Below are 22,389 nucleotides of genomic sequence, written 5' to 3'. Positions count from 1 at the left end.
TAAAAATTACTTCTTGCGGGCATAAGCCATTGAAGCGGCGACAAAGTTAATAAAAAGTGGGTGCGGATTAGCAACCGTTGATTTTAATTCGGGGTGGAACTGCGCGCCTACAAAAAACGGGTGGTTTTTAAGCTCAACAATCTCCACCAAGCCATTTTCGGGGTTAATGCCTGATGGTACTAAACCTGCGGCCTCGTACTGCTTTAAAAACTCGTTATTAAACTCATAACGGTGGCGGTGGCGCTCGGTAATATCCTGCTGGCCGTATATGGTATATGCCTTAGTGCCTTTTTTGATATGGCATGGATAAGAGCCTAAACGCATAGTACCACCTTTGTTAACCACGTTTTTCTGGCCTTCCATCATAGCAATAACCGGGTGCGCCGTTTCAGGGTTCATTTCTGTACTGCTGGCATCTTTAAAGCCAAGTACGTTACGGCCAAACTCTACTACAGAACATTGCATGCCTAAACAGATACCAAAGAAAGGTATATTGTTTTCGCGCACATAACGGATAGCTTCTATTTTTCCTTCAAAACCACGCTCGCCAAAACCTGGTGCCACCAGTACGCCATGCAGACCCTGCAGCTTATCAATAGCATTCTCGGGCGTTAATGATTCTGAGGGGATATAAGTAATTCGAACTTTGCACTCGTTTTTAGCACCGGCATGGATAAACGACTCGACAATTGACTTGTAAGCATCCGGTAACTCAACATATTTACCCACTAACCCAATTTTAACTTCGGAGGTAGGGTTTTTTAAACGACCCAAAAAGTCTTTCCAGTTTGTTAATTCGGGCTCTACTTTGTGTGGTAATTTCAGTTTTGTTAATACGGTTTTATCCAGTTGCTCTTTTAACATTAGCAATGGCACGTCATATATGGTCGATGCATCTATAGACTCGATAACCGCGTTAATGTTTACGTTACAAAACAAAGCTATCTTTTTACGGATATCCATGTTTAAATGATGCTCAGTACGGCAAACCAGAATGTCAGGCTGTATACCATACTCTAACAACATTTTAACCGAGTGTTGAGTAGGTTTAGTTTTTAACTCGCCGGCTGCAGCTAAGAAAGGAATAAGTGTTAAGTGAATAACCAATGAGTTACCAGAACCTATCTCCCATCTAAACTGGCGTACCGCCTCAATGTAAGGCAACGATTCAATATCACCTACGGTACCACCTAATTCGGTTATTACGATATCATATTTACCATCTTCGCCCAGTATGCGGAAATTACGTTTAATCTCATCAGTAATATGCGGCACTACCTGCACCGTCTTACCCAAAAAGGCACCTTCGCGCTCTTTGTTAATTACATTTTGGTAAATCCTGCCTGTAGTAATGTTATTGGCTTGCGACGTTGGGGTATTCAAAAAGCGTTCGTAGTGACCAAGGTCTAAATCTGTTTCGGCTCCGTCCTCGGTAACGTAACATTCGCCGTGCTCGTAAGGATTTAGCGTTCCCGGATCGATGTTAATATAAGGATCAAATTTTTGGATGGTTACGCTGTAACCACGAGATTGAAGTAATTTAGCTAAGGATGCCGATATAATGCCTTTTCCTAACGAAGAGGTAACACCGCCCGTAACAAAGATGTATTTAGTCATGCTTTTTTTTGAAAATTAACAGCAGAATTAAGCCGCCGATAATTGTTTGTGTACGGGATACAAAAGTAAGATTTTTTTTGGTGTTTGGCTGAAGAAAATAGAATTGTTGAAAAGCCGCTGACTACTAACCTGTACCGCTATTTTATTTAAACAAAAGAAGAAATTATTTCTTTGTACATAACAATATACGTTATAAGGGAATGAAGAAAACGCTGCTGTTATTATTGCTGCTTCTAATATCCGTCATAAATTTTGCCGATGCCAAACCCCGCGATGGTTTTGGCAATTACCTGTACGCCTTAAACATGATGTCGAAACTATTTTCGCGGTTAACAGAGAATTCTGACCTCATTACTCGCCGGCCCGAGCGCACTAGTTTTCAAAACCTGGCCATCGGGTTTAACAAAAAAGTAAAGGTGCTTATCATCAATCAAAACAACCTGATAGCTATAGTAAGTAAAAGCGGCTTTAAAGACAAACGCTACCCCAATGCCCTGCGTGTGGTACAAACCAATGTAGGTGACCTGAAAAAGATATTAACTAATAACCGACAATTGGTAGACAATCTACAATTACCAAATTTTACGGCTACAGATGTGTATGACAACCTAAATATTAGTCAATATCAAAACGATGAAATGATACGCCTGGCACAGAAAAATGCCCGCAACAAGGCCTTTAAACGCAAGGTGGTTGATAACCTTACCCAGTCTGTTGTTTTACTGAATGAGTGTTACAGTAAAGTTGCCGGTTTGTACAGTAATATCAAATAGCGGCCTATTCTGGTCTGCAGTCAAACAACAACCTCGTCGGGCCAGCGCTTGTAAAATGCTATAATGCAGGCGACTAGTGTAAATTGGGCGGGCGATAATTAAGAGAGCAGCGCTTTTTATTATTGATTGTCCCAAGATAGTTTCACCATGCATTATGGGTGACTTTAATTAAATGCTATAAATTTAGTAAGGGCGCTAGCCTGTCCAGATCCTCCGGCGTATCTACCGCATAAGTTTCCAACTCCGTTTCTGCCACCTTAATCCGGTAACCGTTCTCTATCCAACGCAGTTGTTCCAGGCTTTCGGCTTTTTCTAATGGTGATACCGGTAGTTTGGTAATCTGTTGTAACACATCCGCACGATAACCGTAAATACCAATATGTTTAAAAAAATGGTAAAACTCCAGCCAGTTTTCAGGTTCCTCGCCACGGATATGCGGAATAGCCGACCGCGAAAAATATGCAGCCTCGCTTAATGTATTTACTATCACTTTTGGCGTATTGGGATTATGCAATTCCTGCTCGGTTTTAACGCGTTTTACCAGCGTTGCCAGCTGCACCTCCGGCGAACTAAAGCAACCAGCTAATGTACTGATCTGTAGCGGATTGATATAAGGCTCATCGCCCTGTATGTTGATCACAACATCATATTGAAAATGCGCTAAAGCAACTTCGGCACAACGGTCAGTACCGCTTTGGTGTTGCCCACTGGTCATAACGGCCATGCCGCCAAATGCCTTTACATGCTCAAATATCCGGTCATCATCGGTAGCTACAACCACATCTGTCAGGTCATAACATTTTTTTGCCTGCTCATATACACGTTGTATCATGCTCTTACCACCAATGTCAACCAATGGTTTGCCGGGGAAGCGGCTAGAGGCGTAACGTGCCGGGATGATGCCAAGAATTCTCATTAAAACAACCCGTTTATCTCCCGCTCAATAGATTGGATGATCTTTGAAAGATCTTCGGTATTGTTAGCGAAATCCAAGTTATCCTTATCCAAAACAAGCAGCTTACCTAACTTATAGTTATTGATCCACTTATCGTATTTCTCGTTTAGTTTTGAAAGGTAATCAATACGGATACCTATCTCATATTCGCGGCCGCGACGTTGGATGTTGTTTACCAGCATTGGTACTGATGCTTTTAAATAGATGAGCAGATCCGGTGGTTTAATGTACTCGGTAATGTTATCAAAAATCGCCTCGTAATTCTCGTAATCGCGGCTGGTCATCAACCCCATATCGTGCAGGTTCTCTGCAAATATGTAGGCATCCTCATATATGGTACGATCCTGAATAATGTTGCGGCCACTCTTTTGAATATCTATGATCTGTCGATAGCGGCTGTTTAAGAAGTATATCTGCAGGTTAAAGCTCCAGCGTTTCATGTCGCTGTAAAAATCTTCTAGATAGGGGTTATTATCAACCGCCTCGTACAACGGCTCCCAGCCATAGTTCTTAGCTAATAATTCTGTGAGGGTGGTTTTACCGGCTCCTATGTTTCCTACAACGGCTATATGCATATTTGCTAAGATATAATTTGGATGTTGAATGTCAAAATGAATTTAGTCTAGGATCGATAGTCCAGAGACAATGGGTAGATATAAATTAATAATAAAGGCTATTGGCCCCGCGTATGGACCATAGGCTATCGCTAATTAAAATCTCTTAAACCCGATGATTTCTCTAACCTCTTTAATGGTTTTTTGAGCGCTCTCGCGGGCTTTGTCGGCACCAAGGTTGGCTACCTTACGAAGGTAATCGGCATCGGCAGCTATGTCGGCAATGCGTTCGCGAATGGGTGCTGTCGCGATGATCATATCGTCGGCCAGTTGCTTTTTAAGATCGCCGTAACGGATTTGCATGGTGTTGTACAGGTTGTCGAAATGAGTAATGGTATCGGGTGCTGAAACGACCTTCATCAAATCAAACAGGTTTTGGATCTCATCGGGCTTGGTTTGATTTTCAACGGTCGGGCCGGCATCCGTAACGGCACGTTTTACCTTCTTCATGATCACCTCAGGCGAATCTGATAAAAAGATAGCATTGCCCTCCCCTTCTGATTTTCCCATTTTACCCTTACCGTCAAGTCCGGGGATTTTAACCAGATTGCTGCTGAAGTTAAAGGCATAAGGCTCCGGGAAATACTCGCTATCGTACAATCGATTGAAGCGGTTACCAAAGGTGCGGGCCATCTCCAGGTGTTGCTCCTGGTCTTTGCCTACAGGTACTTTCGTGGCTTTATGGATCAGGATATCAGCTGCCATTAGCACCGGATAGGTTAGCAAACCGGCATTTACGTTATCAGGGTTAGCGCGTACCTTATCTTTGAAAGACGTAGCGCGTTCCAATTCGCCCAAGTAGGCGTTCATGTTTAAATAAAGGTAAAGTTCGGCCACCTCGGGCACGTCCGATTGTACGTAGATGGTGGCCTTTTCAGGATCAATACCTGCGGCCAGGTACTCTATCAATACGCTTTTAACGTTAGCATGCAGGTTAGCCGGAGTGGGATGTGTGGTAAGCGAGTGCAGATCGGCAATAAAAAAATAGCAGTTATACTCATGCTGCATTTTCACAAAGTTTTGTATAGCACCGTAGTAATTGCCTAAATGTAAATTACCGGTTGATCTGATACCACTAACAACAGTTTCCATAGCGGCGAAAGTAAGGATTTTTTATATTTTTGAGGGCGATGAAAATAATATTGAGGAAAGTACACTGCTATTTATATATAGCTTCTGTAGCGGTTACTTATGCCATTGCTTTCCCCGTTTTATACCTGTTGTCGCGCAATACTGCTAACTATCCGAGCATGAATGCCATACGGCGCGTTTGGGGTATTATAAGCTCTGGGCTGGTTGGCATACTCTATAATTTCAGGTATGAAACCCCGGTCGACTGGAGCAAAACATACATTATCTGTCCTAACCATACGTCAAACCTTGACATTACCGCTATGACTATCATGGTTGAAAATAACAAGCATTGCTTTATGGGTAAAGAGTCGTTACTGAAGAATTTCCTGACTCGTTTGTTCTTTAAAACGGTTGACATACCGGTTAACCGCGAAAGCAAAGTATCCGCCTACAAGGCCTTTAAGCGAGCGTCAGAAGCATTGGCCGCCGGTACCTCTGTAATCATATTTCCCGAAGGGCGTATATATCAAGATTACCCACCCTTTTTGCATGAGTTCAAAAATGGCCCTTTCCGCATGGCTATTGATCTGAAAGTGCCCATCATCCCGGTATCATCTGCAGACACATGGGAGATTATGTGGGATACCGGCCTTGAGCATGGCAGCAAACCGGGAATTTGCCATATATTTGTACACAAGCCTATTGAAACGGCTCATTTAACCATTGATGATGCTGATGCCCTACGAGACCAAGTACACGCTATTATCAACCATAAATTAGTATAACCATGAAAATTGATAGCCAAACTGTAGATAAGATAGCTCACCTTGCCCGCCTTGAAGTTGCCGACAACGAGAAGCAGGAAATGATTGGCGACATGAACAAGATACTGAGCTTTATGGAGAAGCTGAACGAGATTGATACCTCCGCAGTTGAACCGCTGGTATACCTGAGCAACGAAGTTAACGTGTTCCGTGAAGATGTGGTTAAGCAAGACGTTACTGTTGAAGAAGCGTTGCAGAACTCGCCGAAGCACGACGATAAGTACTTTTTGGTAGCTAAGGTTATTGGATAGACGCTGGTTATACACTTGTAACAATACCTCATCATCTCAGTCAAACAACAAAACCCAAGTATGGACCTGTCAAAAAGCAAACCATTAGCCGAGAAGCCACTCATCATTATACAAAGCATTGGCCGTAAGTACGTTATCGGTGCAGAGGTTATCCACGCGCTTAAGGATGTGTCGTTGACCATTAACAAAGGCGAGTTTGTGGCGCTGATGGGGCCGTCAGGTTCGGGTAAATCGACGTTGATGAATATCTTGGGTTGTTTGGATACCCCTACCAAGGGCGAGTACATCCTGAACGGTATCAACGTAAGCCACATGACAGACGATGAGTTGGCCGAGGTGCGCAACTCTGAAATCGGCTTCGTTTTTCAAACCTTTAACCTGTTGCCCCGCAACACGGCGCTGGACAACGTGGCCCTACCACTGGTATACGCCGGTGTGAACAAAGACGACCGAAAGGCACGTGCCCAGAAAGCTTTAGAGAATGTAGGCCTTGGTAACCGCGTTGACCACCGTCCTAACGAGCTATCCGGCGGGCAGCGCCAGCGTGTGGCTGTGGCCCGGGCCCTGATCAATAATCCGTCTATCATCCTTGCTGATGAGCCAACAGGTAACCTGGATACCAAGACATCCATAGAGATTATGAGCCTGATGGAAGATATCCACGCTAAAGGCAACACCATTATACTGGTAACCCACGAAGAAGACATCGCCATGCACGCCCACCGCATCGTCCGCATGCGCGACGGGTTAATTGAGCGCGACTACCTGAATACTAACATCCAGATCGTCGACCGCAGCGAGATAGTCTAACAATACCACTCTTCTTGTCCCACCCATTAGTTACATGGCTGTTTATTGGTTGTATTCAAGACTGTTTGGCGTAACTAACTGACTATCAATCCGTTTTATCTGACGCCTGGTTGTTTGTTTCACGCGTGTGTGTGACACAGATGAAACAAGTGAAACAAGATTTTGACTTAAATATCTGACAATAAGTAATTTGCAAAAAACGAGTGAAACAAAATGAAACAAGTTTTTTTAATCAATTGATTGAAGATCAAGCACTTAAAAAAAACGAATTATTTTGAATAAATGACACAAAGCTTTCAAAAAACCCTAGCTTTTTAATGGTATTTCTGCAGGTTTTGCTGGTAAAACCTGCAGGTTTATATGTCTTTTTATCCCTGAAATTAGGGCATATTATGGAAGAAATGCTAATTATTAACTCCAAAAAACGACCGATTTTTGATAATTATTTAAGTAAGCAAATTGCTAATTGTAGATAACCATTATAGTGTTTAAAAGTATCAACTCTGACATTGTCTTTTAAATCTTGGCTATTTCAAGTGAAGAAAAGTTGGATAAGGAGGAATTAGTTTAATAATTACCTCCCTTACATTAATATTTAGAGCTTATAATACTTTCATGATAATTAAGCACGTCTCCTAATCTTGTATTTTGCTGTTAAATTTTTCTTTTCCAAACTGTTCTAACCACGCTGGAAAGGTACGTAATTGCGGATTTAATTTTCTTAGGGTTGCAAAATCAAGAGTAGGAAATGGTGTATTTGTGAACATGTCTATCAGTTTTCCGAATAAGATATTTTGGGCTTCCAAAGCTTCTTTAGGTAGCTGAATCAGTTTTAAGCCCTTACCTAAACTTGTGTTTAGAGCTTTCAATATTTCCTGTTCATCGACTTCATCCCCTGCCAAGTCTAACGTTCTGCCTACGTATGTCTCCGGATCTTCAAAAACAATTCTGGCAAACACGCCAATATCCTCGGTGGTGATATATGGAACTTTTCTGCCCTTAGGCATGAAGTTGTAAAGTATTCCTTCTGAAACTCCTGAACTTGGCATTAAGAAATTTTCCATGAATGTTGCTGGATGCAAAACAGTCGCCTTTAGTCCACTTTTCCAAAGATATTCTTCAATGGTGTGTTTAAATCTGGGACGGAATGATGTATGTTTATCCGCCATCATAACCGAACTGTAAATAACGTACTTGATCTTTTTAAGCTTCAGTAAATCAATGAAAGCAATTCCTAAATCAGCCTCTTTATTATCTTCTTCTTCACTCATGTTCCAAGTTGAAGGTAGAACCATATATACAGCATCTACCTTCTCCAATGAAAGAGCAATGGAATCTAAATTTGACCAGTCGCCTTCGACTAACTCTGCTCCTTTATTAGCAAGTTCTTGTGCTGCTGGTGAATACAAGTTTCTTGTTAGGGCACTTACATGGAATCCATGTGACAATAATTCAAGTGCAGTAGCACCACCTTGTTGACCTGTAGCACCTGTAACTAATATACGCTTTATCATCTTTTTTATGCAAAACTATATAAAACTTAATATACTTTTGCTATCTGTTACCTCTAGGATACTTACTATGGAAGTTTTAAATCAGCCCTGTGCCAAGACACTTGAAGAATATGAGAAACGCATGTTAGCGTTGAAAGATGCAATGGAGATACTAGCCGGTAAATGGAAATTTTGCATTTTATTAAATTTAAATCAATATGAATCTTTGCGGTTTTCCCTTTTGAAAGAAGCTTGCAAGGGAATTACGCCCAAAGTTCTTTCAAGCGAATTGCATCAACTGGAGGAAAACAGATTAATAACAAGAACAGTTAATACAACTAAACCTGTGACAGTTTCTTATTCTATGACAGAACATGCCAAAGAAACGTGGCCAGTGTTAAGTGCTTTAATTGATTTTGGGTTTAAACATCGTAAAGTGATTTCGGATAAATGAAAAGCTTGAAGCTGAACCGAGGGAAGGATTTCTAGTGAATAGTTGGAAAACTATACAGCGGATATTTAGTTATAATGTATTGTACCACCAAGATCTCAATGTTTATCACTATTCCCTCCTTTTTTGATAATAGATTGTTAGCTCTGGGATAGTGAAATTGAGCATATCAAATCTTTTCCTATTAAACCTCACCGATCTTTTCTTTTTTTGCCGATTCTCATAAACTCATTCCATTAATCAAAGCGTTTTTTCCCTTTTTGATAATGAGATCACTCCACCCTTTGCTTTTACCTTTGGGAAAGGAATGATGGCCTCACTCCTCAGCCTTATCATCATCAACTAAGGTTAATACCCTTGTTTGTAGCTTTTTTACTGCTTCAACAACCCTTTTGTAATTTGTTTCTTGTAACTGTTCGAAGCTAATTTTAAACTCCATATTCTTGCCGGGATGTGTGATCCCGGCCTTTATATTTATAGTGAAACGTGATAAGGTATTTACGGTTTTTTAGTGCCCGATTTTACGTCGGCGGCGCTGGCGCCTTTTTGGTTGTTTATTAATATGGCCGCCGGCGTTATATCCTTCAGGCCCAACTTCACAAAACTTTTAATGTAATCCGGGCTTATGCCGGCGTTATCAAATTGAATAATATTGGCCGCGGTAACGTTTTTTAGTCCGGCACCTAAAATACCTTTCACATAGTCAATACCTATCCCTGCATTATCAAACAGCAGTACATTTTTCGGGGTCAGATCTTTCATACCGGTGCTTATCAAACCTTTAACATAATCAACACTTACACCCGAGTTATCAAATGCCGATACGATTGCCGGCGTTAAACCGCTTAGCCCCGATGCCATCATGCCTTTAACATAATCAGGGCTTATTCCTGCATTATCAAACGCCAATAACATCGACGGTGTTAAGCCATTTAAGCCAGAAGCTAACAGTCCCTTAGCATAATCGGCACTTATGCCTGCATTGTCGAATGACAAGATCCCGGCAACCGATAGATCTTTTAAGCCAGCTTTCATCAGTCCCTTAACATAATCAGCGCCTAACCCTGCATTATCAAAAGCCAATATGGTTGCTACAGATAAGTCTTTAAAACCAATGTCTTTAAAGCTTTTAACGTATGATGCCCGGATACCCGAATTATCAAATGCCATAATAGTAGCAAGCGATACATCCGGATATTTAATATCCATAAAACCTTTTACATACTGTGCGGCAATGCCCGCATTATCAAACGCATGTATGGTAGCAGGCTCCGTATTGTACCCTATCTTCATAAAACTTTTTACATAATCGGCAGTTATGCCCGCATTGTCAAACCCCATAAGGGTAGTTACCGATAGGTCTTTATAGCCAATATCCTTAAAGCTTTTAACATATTCTGCAGTAATACCGGCGTTATCAAGCGCCTGTACAGCTTCGGGCGACAAGGTGTTTGCTATAGATGGCGCTGCAGCAATTAGCCGGGTTTGCGTCGCGGTCTGTTGTGCCGGCGCTGCAAGCTTACTTTTTTGTTTGATGCCTTTCGCAGTATCGGCCATCAGTGTAGCGCTAATTTTGCTGCCCACTTTACGGGCTGCAGTTAATAGTGGTGTTATGCTGGTATCAACGGGTTCATTAAAGCCGCACAGCATTATGATCATAAACGGCGCCAGCATTACATATTTCCATACGCTATGTATGTTTGATCTTTTGGTATTCATCATCATAATTCTACGTTTTAAGAGTGACTGGTTATAGTTGGTTGTAATACGCATAGCGTAATTTGGTACCGACACTTTAAGCAAACTCATCTGATAATCTTCGGCAGCTACTTTGTGGTTTTTTAGCACAGCGTCATCTGTCAAAAACTCCATATTGCTCTCCATCTCTTTACGGTACAACCAGGCGAAGGGGTTAAACCACTGCAGTACCAGCATCAATTCGGCAATCATCAAATCAAGGCTATGCCCCTGCTGCGCATGCACCTTTTCGTGCATTAATATCTGGTTATAGGTCTCCCAATCGTACTTGGCCGGGTTAATAAATATGGTATTGCCAAAAGAGCAGGGTGCTTCATCCCCATCCAGTTCCACTATCCTAAACTGGCCGTCCCTTATCCCCGGCTTGCGGTAGGCTTTGTAAATAAGTACGCCTATCTGCAGCAAAAAATTAGCGCCAAAAGCTATCACCCCGCACCAGTACAACCAAAAGGCCCATTGTACAATAGTGCGCATGTTTAGGGTAGCAGCAGTTGTGCTGGCAGTTGTTTGCTTAGTTGCCGGCGTGGCATTTGTTTTTTGCAGCGCGATGACAGGCGCTTTGCTATTTACCGGTTGGATAGTTGTTTCGATCACTGCGTTACGCATAGAATAATGCTGTGGTACGGGCACCAGCGGCAGTGTAAAAGACAGTGCGATACAGGCAAGCAACAAAACCCTGTTTAAATGATAATAGGTCTCGTTTTGCAAAAGCACCTTATAAAACAACCAGCAGGCTGTAAGCAGCAGGGCTACGTGTAAACTATAAGGCATCATTTCTTTTTATTTTTGATAAGGTTTACAATATCATTTATCTCGTCGTCGCTCATATTTTGCTCTTTGGCAAAAAAGGCAAGCATGTTTGAGTACGAATTATCAAAATATTGGCTCACAATGTCTTTCATGCTGTGGCGCTGATATTCTTCTTTTGATATGGCGGGGTAATACTGGTAAATGTTACCCACCGCGTCATGCGCCAAAAAACCTTTTTCTTCCAGGATCTTCACCATGGTAGCTACCGAGTTGTAATGCGGCTTCGGATCAGGCATTTCCGGGATCACCTCTTTTATAAACGCTTTTTGCAAGGTCCAAAACACCTGCATTATTTGTTCTTCTCTTTTCGCCAGTTTTTGCATTTGTGATAATTTCAATCTAAGTAACTACTAATTAATTAGTATTGCAACTAATTCATTAGGACTACAAATAAATGTATTGATAATCACGGTTTTAAATTTTATATCTCCCCTAATGGATTTAAGAGTTCAACCCGTTTTCCGGCAATTTATCGTCTACAAGCCAGGCTTTAGCTTGCCCGGCTCAATCGCCTCCTGTTGGCTGCTGCTTTTTGCGTGAAGCAGGAAAAGTATTTTTTAGACAACCCGTATGGCGTTGAATACGTATTACGATTTAATTGCGGCAGTGTTATAGTGCTAAGGCAAAATTTATTATGGTTGACGATATTATTAGTCCTGTTGTCGACTAAACCACCAGATTGTAAATGCGTCAATAGGATATGAATGTTATAGTAGTTGATGGGCATACCGTTGTCAGAACTATTCTTTGCCAGTTATTGGCTAACGAATTGGATATTGAAACGGTAACAGGAGCGGATAGTGGACAGGCTGCACTGCAATTGCTAAGCAATGGTTTGCAGGCTAACATTATTATTACAGGCGTAAACCTGCCGGGGATGAATGGCTATGACTTAACGCGCAAAATTGTTGCGTTAAAGCAGGGCCCCAAGGTAATTGTGCTTACATCTTTACCAAAAAGAATGAGCTGCGAAATGGCATTGGAGGCCGGTGCTAAAGAATGCCTATCAAAAGATGGCAATTACGCCGAACTGCTGGCCGCTGTACGCAAGGTGCATGACTGTCAGTACGACTACGTTAGCTGATTTATCATTTTGGTGTTACTCGATTATTGCAATAACAGACCAGGCGTAAATACTTAAAGATTATTTCCCGGTCGAAATATGTAAAGTTTATTAGTCCTCAGAGAATATGAAGGGTTAAAATTCTGCAAAGCCTACTCATTACAAGCCTCAGCAACCCGCTCTACAAATTCAGCAATATGCAATGATTTTTCAGGGATAATCGGGTCGTAGTTACCGATGACGAGCGTATGATCAACAATCTCTATCATAAAATCATTATCGCGGATATCCATCACTGCGTTGCGGAAATTGCGGTGCATACCCCCGGTGGCTTTAACGTAATCATTAACTACTACAAAAAAGGTATTGCAAAAGGGTTTATCCTCGTCAAAATTAAGTTCGAGCGGATGCACCAGTTCCAGCAGTTTATCCGTAAGCGTTTCACGGCGAATGAGCACACGCCCAAAACTGTGCTTTACATAGGTAAGTCCCCAAACCTGGTGCTCCTGGTGATTGGCCTGCGGCGTGCTGCCAATTTTATATTTAACCTCGACAAACAAGATATACGAATCGCCACAATCCCGTTTAATCACGAACGAGCCAAGCACATTAACACCCGCACAGTTTTTAAAAACCTCAAACTGCTGTAAGTCGAAATCGATATGGCCGGTGGGCTGAATATCAAATTCATCTTTTAATGCCTGGTAAGTATCCGCAAAGCGCTTAACGGTGGCATCGTTAAGGTTGGTGGTGTTAAAAGGGTGATTTTGCATAGTTAAAGTTAGAACTAAGATTGGTAGGATTAAAAAATTATAGGATTTTTTTGATCAACGCTATTTAATTCCCTCCCCACGGGAGGGGTGCGGCTGATATGAGCGTAAAGGCAGGGAGGGGTTTGTACGCCAAGCTACCCGGCAAACCCCTCCCTACACCCTCCCGTTGGGAGGGAATCGCACAAGCCCGTTGCTTTTCTGATTTAATACGCTTTCATCCCGCCGCAACTACAGGCGCAATTTGGGTCGCTCACCCCCAGCTGCTTTAAAAAGTGCTGGTAAAAACCAATACGGTCCTGCATGTTAGGCAGGCCGTCGCCTTTGCCACATTCAAGGGCGCCATTAACAATGTTTATCGTCATACCAAAACCTGCAGCGCGCTTGCCGGCTGTATCATGCGCCTGGGGCCTCCACTTGCCTATCATTACATCATGAGCAGATGGTTTGGGCTTTTGCGGCGTCATCCAAAAATATATCGCGGCTTTAAAAGCTACAACCGCATCTCGCTCCACCAGGTCCGGATCGTTTAACAGCACCTTATCATCGCCAAATATCAAATCAGACGCGTAACCATAGTTACCGTTATAACTTAGCTGCATGGGGCCACGGCCGTAGTATTTTTTGCTTTTCACAGGCGGATATTCGTCGCTGGCGTTATAATAGTTTTGGGTGGTGTCGCCTTCCTTCGTCAGCATCAGGCCATCAGTATATGTGCCATTTCTGCCATGGCGGGTTTCGTGCGCTATGTTGGCAAAGAAAGCGGCCAGTTCTCTTTTATTGGTCTCTGCATCGGCTTCGGTGCAAAATGCGCCATAATCAATAGTGTAAGTGGTATCTGGTTTTTCTGTTGCCCAGGTTTCGTTCCAATCGGGGTCCTGGCGCACCATGGTAGTTTTATTGGTGCGCTTGTCGGTGCGCATAAACTGATAAATATAGGTAGACCGGCGGGTGACCTTTACCTTTATGGCGCTTAACTCTTTAACAGATTTTATAAACGCAGCGTAAGTATAAAACGGGTTACGCTCGGGGAACAGCTCGTTAAACTGCTTCTCGGTGATCAGGTTAAATTCGGCGGGTGGTGGGGCCAGCGATACGGTGGTAGATGTATTGCCGCATTTGAAGCCGGATAATAATAAGATCATCACCAACGAAAAAATGGACCTGCTTGAAAATTGAACGTAGCTCACGGTGTGCGGTTTATTGATTTATTGTAAAGATAAAAGGCATTTGCTTTTAATGGTACAAATGTTGACTTATTATCATAAATGTTTGACTGCTTATTTTTAAATTGCCCGTAGGCTATGAAGATATATACCAAAACCGGCGATAAAGGTTTTACCTCACTAATTGGCGGCACACGGGTGCCCAAATACCATTTGCGCATTGAAAGCTACGGTACCGTTGATGAATTGAACAGCTACATAGGCCTGATACGGGACCAGGAGATTACTGAATACGATAAGACGTTTTTAAAAGAGATACAGGACAGGTTGTTTACCATAGGTTCATCGCTGGCGGCTGATCCGGAGGAATCAAAAATGATACTCCCTGACCTGGAGCTTACGGATATAGAACTGTTGGAGCATGAAATGGACCGTATAAACGAACAGTTACCCGTACTTAAACACTTTATTTTGCCGGGCGGAAGCACGTCTATCTCCTACTGCCACGTGGCCCGTTGTGTGTGCCGCAAGGCAGAGCGCTTGGTTGTGCACCTGGCCGATGAAAGTACTGTAGATGAAAAAGTTGTGGCATATCTTAACCGATTGAGCGACTACCTTTTTATGCTGGCACGTAAAATAGCGAACGACCATAATATCCCTGAAAACGAATGGACTCCCCGCATGAAAAAAATTTAAAAAATATCTTGATAATCAATATAAAAATATTATACTTTTGCCAAAATTGAAAACTTAAAAATTAACTTAATTACAGATAAGATATGTACTGGACCCTTGAACTAGCCTCGCACCTTGAAGATGCTCCGTGGCCTGCAACTAAAGACGAATTAATTGATTACGCTATACGCTCTGGCGCACCTGTTGAAGTGATAGAAAACCTGCAAGCTTTAGAAGACGATGGCGAGCCGTACGAGAATATCGAAGAAATATGGCCTGATTACCCTACAAAAGATGACTTCTTTTTTAACGAAGACGAATACTAAGCTCGTCTGACTATACTTAAAAACCCTGTGCAAATATAAATTTGCACAGGGTTTCTGTTTTTAAACCTTTTTGGAATAGTTTTGGTTATAGCCTTTATCATTACTCACAACTAAAAATTTTTATCATGAGAGGTTTATTATACATCATCGCCATTATCCTTGTATTAGGGTGGGCCTTCGGATTTTTCTTTTATTCAGCAGGTGGAATTATCCACATATTGTTGGTTATCGCTATTGTAGCATTGCTTTTAGGAGTTATCCGCAGAGCGTAAAGCCCCACCTAAATCCTCCCCGGTAGGTAGGACTATAATTTATTAAAAAACTTTTTAAGCCTCCCCTTCCGGGGGAGGTTTGGAGGGGGTTAACTCACCCGATACGTTTTACCCGGCAGGCTGCGGATAAAACCATGCATTTCCATATTTAACAAATGCATTGCCAGCTGGCTCATAGGCATGTTGGTCTGTATGGTCAAATCATCAATAGCCATGGGCGTTGATTGTTGCTGCAGAATATAAAATATGGTACGCTCATCATCAGCCAAATCAAGCGGTAGTAAAAACTGCGCTACGGGTTTAGCGTCTGTAGGTTTCTCCCAGCCCAAGCTGTAAGCCAGATCTGCCACACACGTCAACAAAGCGGCTTTATTATTTCGGATCAAAAAGTTGCAGCCTTCAGAATAGGTATCCCCTATCCGGCCCGGGAAAGCAAACACATCCCTGTTGTATGAATTAGCAATTTCGGCAGTGATCAAAGCGCCGCCTTTTATGCTGGCTTCTACCACTATGGTAGCGTCGGCCATGCCGGCTACCACCCGGTTACGCTGCGGAAAGTTTTCCCTGCCGGGGATAGTGTCCGACGGATATTCTGTTAACCAGCCACCGTTTTGCAGCATCTTTTCGGCAGTGCCGCGGTTAGCCGCGGGATAGATCCTGTCCAGTCCATGCCCGAAAACGCCTACAGTAGCTACATTATTTTTAAGGCACTCTTTATGTGCAATAACATCTATGCCATGGGCCAGGCCGCTCACTACTAAAATATCGTACTGTTTAATTTCGGCTATCAGTTCCTCGCACAGCTGGCGGCCGTAATCGGTGGCGTTGCGGGTGCCTACAATACTGATTACCTTACGGTTATTATAATCAGCATTACCTTTACTATATAATAATAAGGGAGAATCTACACAGTTTTTTAAGCGCTTGGGATAACGTGCGTCTGTATAAAACAATACGTCTATGTTGTTTTTCTCGACAAATTTGAGCTCGGCAGTCGCCTTTTGTAAGGCTTGCTCAAAATTAAGTTCGCGCACGGTTTTCTCGCCAATGCCGGGTATGCTTAGCAACTTGCCTCTTGAAGCATTAAACACTGCCTCGGCCCCACCCACATGGCTAACCAACACTTTGCCCAAACCGGCGCCTATTTTATTTAAGTGTGTTAAAGCAATTTGGTGCAGTAGTGACATGGATAGTATATGTAGCGCTAAAATATAAATATTACTACAATTTTTAGCAATTAATTACAAACCGGAATCCTTCGGCTTTAAACAACTGTAAATCAGCTTACTTAAAAAAAACTATAAAAATAGTTTGCAAACTATAAAAATAGTTTCTACCTTTATTTAACCCAACTATAAAAATAGTTTGCAATGGAAATAAAGGAACTTACAAAAGCAGAAGAACAGGTAATGCAAATACTATGGCAACTAAACGAAGCCATTGTGAAAGACATTATCGAGAAAATGAACGAGCCAAAGCCGGCCTATAACACCGTATCCACCGTTGTGCGGGTGTTAGAGGGCAAGGGCTTTATAGATCATAAGGCTTACGGCAATTCGCACGTATACTTCCCCCTGATTACAGAGGCCGACTACCGCAAGTTTACGTTCGACAAAATGATGACCGGGTACTTTAGCAACTCGTACAAAAGCCTGGTATCCTTTATCGCCGACGAGAAAAAACTAGGCGTTAAAGAACTTGACGAGTTAACCAGATTGATTGACGAACTTAAATCGAAACAACAATGAACTGGCTGTATTACATAGCAGAAGCCAACCTTTACCTGGGCGTTCTATACCTGGCCTACTGTGCTTTTCTATCAAAAGAAACCCATTACCAGTTAAACCGGGCATACCTGCTAATTATATGTATGGTAGCATTTACCATACCGGTTGTGCAGCTGGGCTTTTTAATGCCTGTGCAATACGTGAATATGGACAATGCTGGCGCGGTCACTGTTGCCCCTGCCGCCTTTACGTGGCTGCAGGCGGTTTTATATCTATATCTAGCAGGCGTTATGTTTTTTGCTGCGCGATTTGTGTTAAAGCTTTATCAGCTTAAAAAACTGATCATTGATAATATCGTTGTGCCGGCTGATAACTACAAAATAGTAAGCCTACAAGGCGCCAATACCGCGTTCTCCTTTTTCAACTACCTGTTTGTAGGCACACATACTAATGAAACAGCGCTGATAACCCGGCACGAGCTGGTGCATATCCGCCAAAAGCATTCGGTTGATATTGTATTTGTTGAGCTTTTGCAAATTATCAGTTGGTTTAACCCTGCCATTTATTTGCTGCAAAACAGCCTGAAAACCGTACACGAGTATGTGGCCGACGAGCATACCACACAATCAGAGACCGATACTATTGCCTACGCTACCTACCTGCTAAACAATGCTTACGGCATTAGCGGGCCAGCAATGACACACTCATTTTTCAATTATAATCTACTTAAAAAACGTATTACTATGTTACACCAAAAACGTTCGGGTAATTTAGCCAGGCTAAAATACCTGATAGCGGCCCCGCTTTGTATGGGCTTGTTATACCAGTCAACCTTTGGGTTCGACAAAACTTATGGCATTATCAATATTGCGCCTAAAGCACCGGTTATTGTGCAAAGGGCGCCTGCAGATACCCTCCCTGCTAAGCCGCTAGAGGCCGTTAACGTTGAATCTTCTCTAAAAGGAAAAGTTAACGGGTTGAATATTCAAAACTCAAAACCTATAGCGGTAGTTGAGCAAGTTGTAGTAGCCGACAAAAATGGCGAATTGATAGATATACGCACAAAAAAAGGCAAGGCTATACATGCTGAAAATTTAGCCAAAGAAAAAGTTAAAGGTTACCAAATACGCACAAAGGGAGTCCAAACCGATAAAAGCACTACCGACCCAAATGTGCCGGTTGCTAATGTTGAACAATTGTTGGAAGCGAAAGTTAAGGGTTATGTAATTGTTAAAGACCGCCAACCTGTTACCGATGCCCTAAACAGAAACCAGGGTAAAGTAAAGGGCTATAACATACAAAAAGGAGTTACAACGGCCGACGTTACAAAGATCATACAACAATTAAAGGCAGATAAACCGGTAAGCGGGACTGAAATACGAATTGACGAACCACAGACAGAGCTGCGTATAGACGAGCCACAACAACAATCAGAAATTCGCATTGACGAGCCTGTAGCCGTTAGGGGTAAAGTAGAAAAAACAACCCGCATACCGGCAAGAAATGGCCGGCCGGCGGTAACTGTTACCGATATAAGGTTGGACCAACCAAAACAGCAATCGCCAAAAAAATTATCACCGCCACCGCCGCCAGAACCACCGGTACAAAAACAGATAAATAAAAGGCCGCCACCAGCACCGCCAATGCCACCAGTACAAAAAAAGATAACTAGAAGGCCACCACCTCCACCGACGCCGGATGTAACAAAAATTAAATTTCCGCCACCGATAGTTAGGCCTGACAAACCGGCTAAAACCAAGAAAACGATAAAGTTTCCGCCGCCAATTGTAAAGCCGGACAGCAAATAATACCTACTTAAACCTTATCTACCATAAACCAATACTAATAAACCATAAATCATGAACTGGTTATATTACTTAGCAGAAGCCAATTTATACGTCGGGGTATTTTACCTGGCCTACTACCTGTTTTTACGTAACGAAACCTATTACCAGCTAAGCAGGGTTTACCTTATTGGCAGTTGTGTGGTAGCGTTTGCGTTACCGGTATTGCAGTTGGGTGTGTTAAAACCCGTCGAGATAGTGCAACCTGCTACTGTAGCGCAACCACTACAAATTATGGCAGACTTGCCGCAATTACCTGTAGTAATTTCAGCTCCGGTAGTTATGGAGCCTACCATGACTGCCGACGATTATTTATGGTATATATATCTGGTTGGCGTAGCGGTTTTGAGTATTGCACTTATGATCAAGCTTAATGCTTTGAATAAGCTTATGCGTAACGCCAAAAGCACACAACAAACAGGCTACAAATTGGTGCAACTACCACAATCAGATACGGCATTTTCATTTTTTAATTACTTATTTATCGGTAACAATGCGCACGGCGCACATACCATCATGAGGCATGAGCTGGTGCATATCAGGCAAAAACATTCGGTTGATATTATGTTTCTTGAGTTTTTAAAAATTATCAACTGGTTCAATCCATTCATTTATCTTATTCAAAACAGCCTAAAAACCGTGCACGAATATATTGCTGACGAGCAAACCGCAGCGCACGAAACCAACCCGCTATCCTACGCTACTTTTCTACTTAACAACGCTTATGGCACCGGCGGGCCCTCGGTCACCCATTCGTTTTTTAATTACAACCTACTTAAACGAAGAATCATTATGTTAAATCAAAAACGATCAGGCAACCTGGCAAGGCTGCGTTACCTGGTGGCTATACCGGTTTGTATGGCATCGCTATGCGCGTCTACACTTGCTTTTAGTAAAACTTATGGCTGGATAGATATTGCGCCGGCTAAACCAATTACAGAAAACCCTACAGCTGCAAAAACTGAAGAAATCACCAATTTGCCTTCATACACGCAACAACCTACAAAATTTCCACCACCAAGCGTTTATAAAAAAGGTTATGGCCGATTAATGGGACATTTGCAGCAGAAAATTACCTGGACAAAAGAATTAAAAAACGAGAAAAACTCATACGTCGGCGTATCATTTAATGTGGGTGCAGATAAAAAAATATCTAACATACAAGTAGATAGACCTGCTGGCAACGGCTTTGATGCCGTGGCCAAAGCGGCCTTTGAGAGCTTTGACGGCATAGTAACCGCACCGGCGGGCAAACACACCTTTATGGTGAATTATTTTTCTGACAAAGGGCCGGTTGACCGAAACGTATTAAACAATACCGCCTATGATGTCAAGCTGGTTATCGTGCGCCCTAAACCAGGCGAGGTGAAAGTTAAGTTTCCGCCACCGGTAGTTGAAAAGACCAAACGTTCGGCGGTACATGTTGATGATAAAGATGGCGGCTATGTTGCTAAAGGCAGGTTGCATAATGGTGCCGTACCTATTCAAACTCTAGGGCCAAAAAACACAAAGGTGCTGCTTATCGTTGATGGTAAAAAGCATGAGTTTACGCCCGAAAGTTTGGCTAGATACAACGCCAAATCCTTAATATATTTATCGTGCGATGAGATGAAAGTTTACGAACAAGGCAACGCTTATGCAGAGAAGACGTGGGGCAAGTATGGAAAAGTGGCAGTACTCACCGGCAATGCGTCTATCAGAATCGAAGAGTTTCCTTTTGGCGAAGATAAAAAGTCAACCCCTGCTATACAACCTGTTGAACCTAAACCAATTGATCAGTCAAAATTGCTAACCCGCGAGTTTGTACAGTATTTACAGGAAAATATCAAATTTCCGAAATATCCATTAGACAATAACTTCGTAGTAACGCTTGATGTCAACTTTACGGTAGTTAACAATAACATTACAGCTATTGACCTGACAAGGGCCGAAGATAAACTAGCCTATGTAAAACGACCAAATGTTAAAATTAGCGACGAAATCTTAAACACCTTCAGAGCAGAGGTATTAAAGGCAATCCGCACCGCTCCAATTGATAACATAGCGCCCGGTAAATACCAATTGCCTGTAGCGTTTCTTTATAAAAAAGGAAAAGATTTATTTGAGGTAGTTGGTTTTATGATGACCAAAACCAACCAAGGCACACTCGCGGGTGTATATCCGATAGTTGTAAAACCGGTATAACACTGATAAAAAAGCCGTCCTTATAACATCGGGGGCGGCTTTTTAATTGATGAATTCCATTACTGTGTATAATGGTATTTAATGCTTATCTTTAACTTAACCAATTAACCTAAGCATGAAATCCATCATCAACTTAATTAAGCTAACGTTGCCGGTACTGGTGCTTTCTGTACATACAGCCACAGCGCAAAAACTACCTAATAAACAAGATGTTAGTGTATTTGCACCATCAAACATCAAAATAGATGGTAAGACCACAGAATGGAACGACACTTTTAAAGCCTACAATAACGCTACAGATACTTACTATACCCTGGCAAACGACGATAAGAACCTGTACCTGGTAGTAAGGGCAAAGTACAGAAACATTATAGACAAAATATTGCGGGGCAGTGTCACCCTATCCGTGTCGCCCACTACAGATAAAAAAGATCCTAAAAGTGTGTCTGTAACCTACCCCGTGCTGTACCCGGAAGTTGGCGTGTTAACAAATGCCTACGCGCGCAAACATAACGAACAGGAGGAAAGCAAAGGAGCGCCTGTAAATACTGCCAGCTTGAACGAGCTTTATGCGGCTAGACAGAAAGTAATAATCGTTAAGGGCATTGATGGAATTACGGACGAAGAAATGCCTATCTATAATACAGAAGGTATAAAAACAGGCGCTTTTTTTGATGATAAGCTTAACTATACATTTGAGCTTGCTATACCATTAAAACATTTAAAACTGCCTGACAGCAGTCCGTTTAGTTATCATATTAAAGTGAATGAACAACCAACGGTTAAACGCACAGGAGGAGGAGGGTCTATCGACGTGCCGCCACCTATGATGGCAACAGATATGGTGTCTACCGATTTTTGGGGTGAGTATACGTTGGCAAAAAGATAGTTTTTATCAGTTAATATTTATATTTATTAAACCAATTAACCTG

The 22,389-nt window shown here is 42.2% G+C and carries 23 protein-coding genes; 13 read left to right on the top strand and 10 right to left on the bottom strand.

Annotation, left to right across the window (positions count from 1 at the left end):
• Positions 1-6: 6 nt before the first annotated feature.
• Entirely contained in the window at positions 7-1,617 is a 1,611-nt protein-coding gene (locus ACFSYC_RS07160; RefSeq protein WP_377125017.1) for a CTP synthase, read from the bottom strand.
• A 200-nt stretch (positions 1,618-1,817) separates the two neighbouring features.
• Here ACFSYC_RS07160 and ACFSYC_RS07155 point away from each other — a divergent pair, with 200 nt between their 5' ends.
• Positions 1,818-2,390, top strand: coding sequence for a hypothetical protein (locus ACFSYC_RS07155; RefSeq protein ID WP_377125015.1), 573 nt, complete (start codon positions 1,818-1,820; stop codon positions 2,388-2,390).
• A gap of 175 nt (positions 2,391-2,565) precedes the next feature.
• On the opposite strand, the gene kdsB is transcribed toward ACFSYC_RS07155, so the two are convergent.
• From kdsB to trpS, 3 genes are all read right to left on the bottom strand, one after another.
• Complete coding sequence (kdsB, locus tag ACFSYC_RS07150) at positions 2,566-3,306, bottom strand: 3-deoxy-manno-octulosonate cytidylyltransferase (protein ID WP_377125013.1); 741 nt, start codon at positions 3,304-3,306, stop codon at positions 2,566-2,568.
• Positions 3,306-3,920 (bottom strand): deoxynucleoside kinase, encoded by a 615-nt coding sequence (locus ACFSYC_RS07145; protein WP_377125011.1) that lies wholly within the window; start codon positions 3,918-3,920, stop codon positions 3,306-3,308. The genes kdsB and ACFSYC_RS07145 overlap by 1 nt, the downstream gene beginning before the upstream one ends.
• A gap of 135 nt (positions 3,921-4,055) precedes the next feature.
• Positions 4,056-5,051: a tryptophan--tRNA ligase gene (gene trpS / locus ACFSYC_RS07140; protein ID WP_377125009.1), complete on the bottom strand. Its 996-nt coding sequence runs from the start codon at positions 5,049-5,051 to the stop codon at positions 4,056-4,058.
• Between the two features lie 38 nt (positions 5,052-5,089).
• Here trpS and ACFSYC_RS07135 point away from each other — a divergent pair, with 38 nt between their 5' ends.
• The 3 genes from ACFSYC_RS07135 to ACFSYC_RS07125 are packed head-to-tail and all read left to right on the top strand — an operon-like array spanning position 5,090 to position 6,918.
• Positions 5,090-5,818 carry a lysophospholipid acyltransferase family protein gene (locus ACFSYC_RS07135; protein WP_377125007.1) on the top strand — a complete coding sequence of 243 codons (729 nt, stop codon included), beginning with the start codon at positions 5,090-5,092 and terminating at the stop codon, positions 5,816-5,818.
• A 2-nt stretch (positions 5,819-5,820) separates the two neighbouring features.
• Positions 5,821-6,108, top strand: coding sequence for an Asp-tRNA(Asn)/Glu-tRNA(Gln) amidotransferase subunit GatC (gene gatC, locus ACFSYC_RS07130; protein ID WP_377125005.1), 288 nt, complete (start codon positions 5,821-5,823; stop codon positions 6,106-6,108).
• Between the two features lie 60 nt (positions 6,109-6,168).
• A complete protein-coding gene (locus tag ACFSYC_RS07125; RefSeq protein WP_377125003.1) occupies positions 6,169-6,918 on the top strand; it encodes an ABC transporter ATP-binding protein in 750 nt (249 codons plus the stop codon).
• 635 nt (positions 6,919-7,553) lie between these two features.
• Here ACFSYC_RS07125 and ACFSYC_RS07120 read toward each other — a convergent pair.
• A complete protein-coding gene (locus ACFSYC_RS07120) occupies positions 7,554-8,432 on the bottom strand; it encodes an NmrA/HSCARG family protein (RefSeq protein WP_377125001.1) in 879 nt (292 codons plus the stop codon).
• Between the two features lie 67 nt (positions 8,433-8,499).
• Between ACFSYC_RS07120 and ACFSYC_RS07115 the strand changes: the two genes are divergently transcribed.
• Positions 8,500-8,865, top strand: coding sequence for a winged helix-turn-helix transcriptional regulator (locus tag ACFSYC_RS07115; protein WP_377124999.1), 366 nt, complete (start codon positions 8,500-8,502; stop codon positions 8,863-8,865).
• A 495-nt stretch (positions 8,866-9,360) separates the two neighbouring features.
• Here the strand turns inward: ACFSYC_RS07115 and ACFSYC_RS07110 are convergent, their stop codons facing one another.
• Both ACFSYC_RS07110 and ACFSYC_RS07105 read right to left on the bottom strand, forming a co-directional pair.
• Positions 9,361-11,394 carry a M56 family metallopeptidase gene (locus ACFSYC_RS07110; protein WP_377124997.1) on the bottom strand — a complete coding sequence of 678 codons (2,034 nt, stop codon included), beginning with the start codon at positions 11,392-11,394 and terminating at the stop codon, positions 9,361-9,363.
• Positions 11,391-11,753 (bottom strand): BlaI/MecI/CopY family transcriptional regulator, encoded by a 363-nt coding sequence (locus tag ACFSYC_RS07105; RefSeq protein ID WP_377124995.1) that lies wholly within the window; start codon positions 11,751-11,753, stop codon positions 11,391-11,393. Before ACFSYC_RS07105 ends, ACFSYC_RS07110 begins: the two co-directional genes overlap by 4 nt.
• Before the next feature lie 377 nt (positions 11,754-12,130).
• On the opposite strand from ACFSYC_RS07105, the gene ACFSYC_RS07100 reads away from it, so the two are divergent.
• A complete protein-coding gene (locus ACFSYC_RS07100; protein ID WP_377124993.1) occupies positions 12,131-12,514 on the top strand; it encodes a response regulator in 384 nt (127 codons plus the stop codon).
• Between the two features lie 131 nt (positions 12,515-12,645).
• On the opposite strand, the gene ACFSYC_RS07095 is transcribed toward ACFSYC_RS07100, so the two are convergent.
• Together ACFSYC_RS07095 and ACFSYC_RS07090 are read right to left on the bottom strand one after the other, a co-directional pair.
• On the bottom strand, positions 12,646-13,266 hold the full coding sequence (locus tag ACFSYC_RS07095; protein WP_377124991.1) for a hypothetical protein: 621 nt from the start codon (positions 13,264-13,266) through the stop codon (positions 12,646-12,648).
• 203 nt (positions 13,267-13,469) lie between these two features.
• Positions 13,470-14,453: a chitinase gene (locus tag ACFSYC_RS07090; RefSeq protein WP_377124989.1), complete on the bottom strand. Its 984-nt coding sequence runs from the start codon at positions 14,451-14,453 to the stop codon at positions 13,470-13,472.
• 114 nt (positions 14,454-14,567) lie between these two features.
• Here ACFSYC_RS07090 and ACFSYC_RS07085 point away from each other — a divergent pair, with 114 nt between their 5' ends.
• The 3 genes from ACFSYC_RS07085 (at position 14,568) to ACFSYC_RS07075 (ending at position 15,702) form a co-directional block, all read left to right on the top strand.
• Positions 14,568-15,125, top strand: coding sequence for a cob(I)yrinic acid a,c-diamide adenosyltransferase (locus ACFSYC_RS07085; protein ID WP_377124987.1), 558 nt, complete (start codon positions 14,568-14,570; stop codon positions 15,123-15,125).
• 83 nt (positions 15,126-15,208) lie between these two features.
• Positions 15,209-15,430 carry a DUF2795 domain-containing protein gene (locus tag ACFSYC_RS07080; protein WP_002996718.1) on the top strand — a complete coding sequence of 74 codons (222 nt, stop codon included), beginning with the start codon at positions 15,209-15,211 and terminating at the stop codon, positions 15,428-15,430.
• A gap of 125 nt (positions 15,431-15,555) precedes the next feature.
• A complete protein-coding gene (locus ACFSYC_RS07075) occupies positions 15,556-15,702 on the top strand; it encodes a lmo0937 family membrane protein (RefSeq protein ID WP_377124985.1) in 147 nt (48 codons plus the stop codon).
• A gap of 89 nt (positions 15,703-15,791) precedes the next feature.
• Here the strand turns inward: ACFSYC_RS07075 and dprA are convergent, their stop codons facing one another.
• Positions 15,792-16,889: a DNA-processing protein DprA gene (gene dprA, locus ACFSYC_RS07070; protein ID WP_377124983.1), complete on the bottom strand. Its 1,098-nt coding sequence runs from the start codon at positions 16,887-16,889 to the stop codon at positions 15,792-15,794.
• 222 nt (positions 16,890-17,111) lie between these two features.
• Between dprA and ACFSYC_RS07065 the strand changes: the two genes are divergently transcribed.
• From ACFSYC_RS07065 to ACFSYC_RS07050, 4 genes are all read left to right on the top strand, one after another.
• Positions 17,112-17,450: a BlaI/MecI/CopY family transcriptional regulator gene (locus tag ACFSYC_RS07065; protein WP_377125183.1), complete on the top strand. Its 339-nt coding sequence runs from the start codon at positions 17,112-17,114 to the stop codon at positions 17,448-17,450.
• Entirely contained in the window at positions 17,447-19,237 is a 1,791-nt protein-coding gene (locus tag ACFSYC_RS07060; RefSeq protein WP_377124981.1) for a M56 family metallopeptidase, read from the top strand. Before ACFSYC_RS07065 ends, ACFSYC_RS07060 begins: the two co-directional genes overlap by 4 nt.
• 51 nt (positions 19,238-19,288) lie before the next feature.
• Entirely contained in the window at positions 19,289-21,457 is a 2,169-nt protein-coding gene (locus tag ACFSYC_RS07055) for a M56 family metallopeptidase (protein WP_377124979.1), read from the top strand.
• A gap of 115 nt (positions 21,458-21,572) precedes the next feature.
• On the top strand, positions 21,573-22,346 hold the full coding sequence (locus ACFSYC_RS07050) for a hypothetical protein (protein WP_377124977.1): 774 nt from the start codon (positions 21,573-21,575) through the stop codon (positions 22,344-22,346).
• Positions 22,347-22,389 lie beyond the last annotated feature (43 nt).

Source organism: Mucilaginibacter antarcticus, from assembly GCF_042686155.1.
Taxonomy (GTDB): Bacteria; Bacteroidota; Bacteroidia; order Sphingobacteriales; family Sphingobacteriaceae; genus Mucilaginibacter; species Mucilaginibacter antarcticus.
The sequence above is the reverse complement of the archived record's forward strand: the minus strand, read 5'-3'. Positions and strand labels throughout refer to the sequence as shown.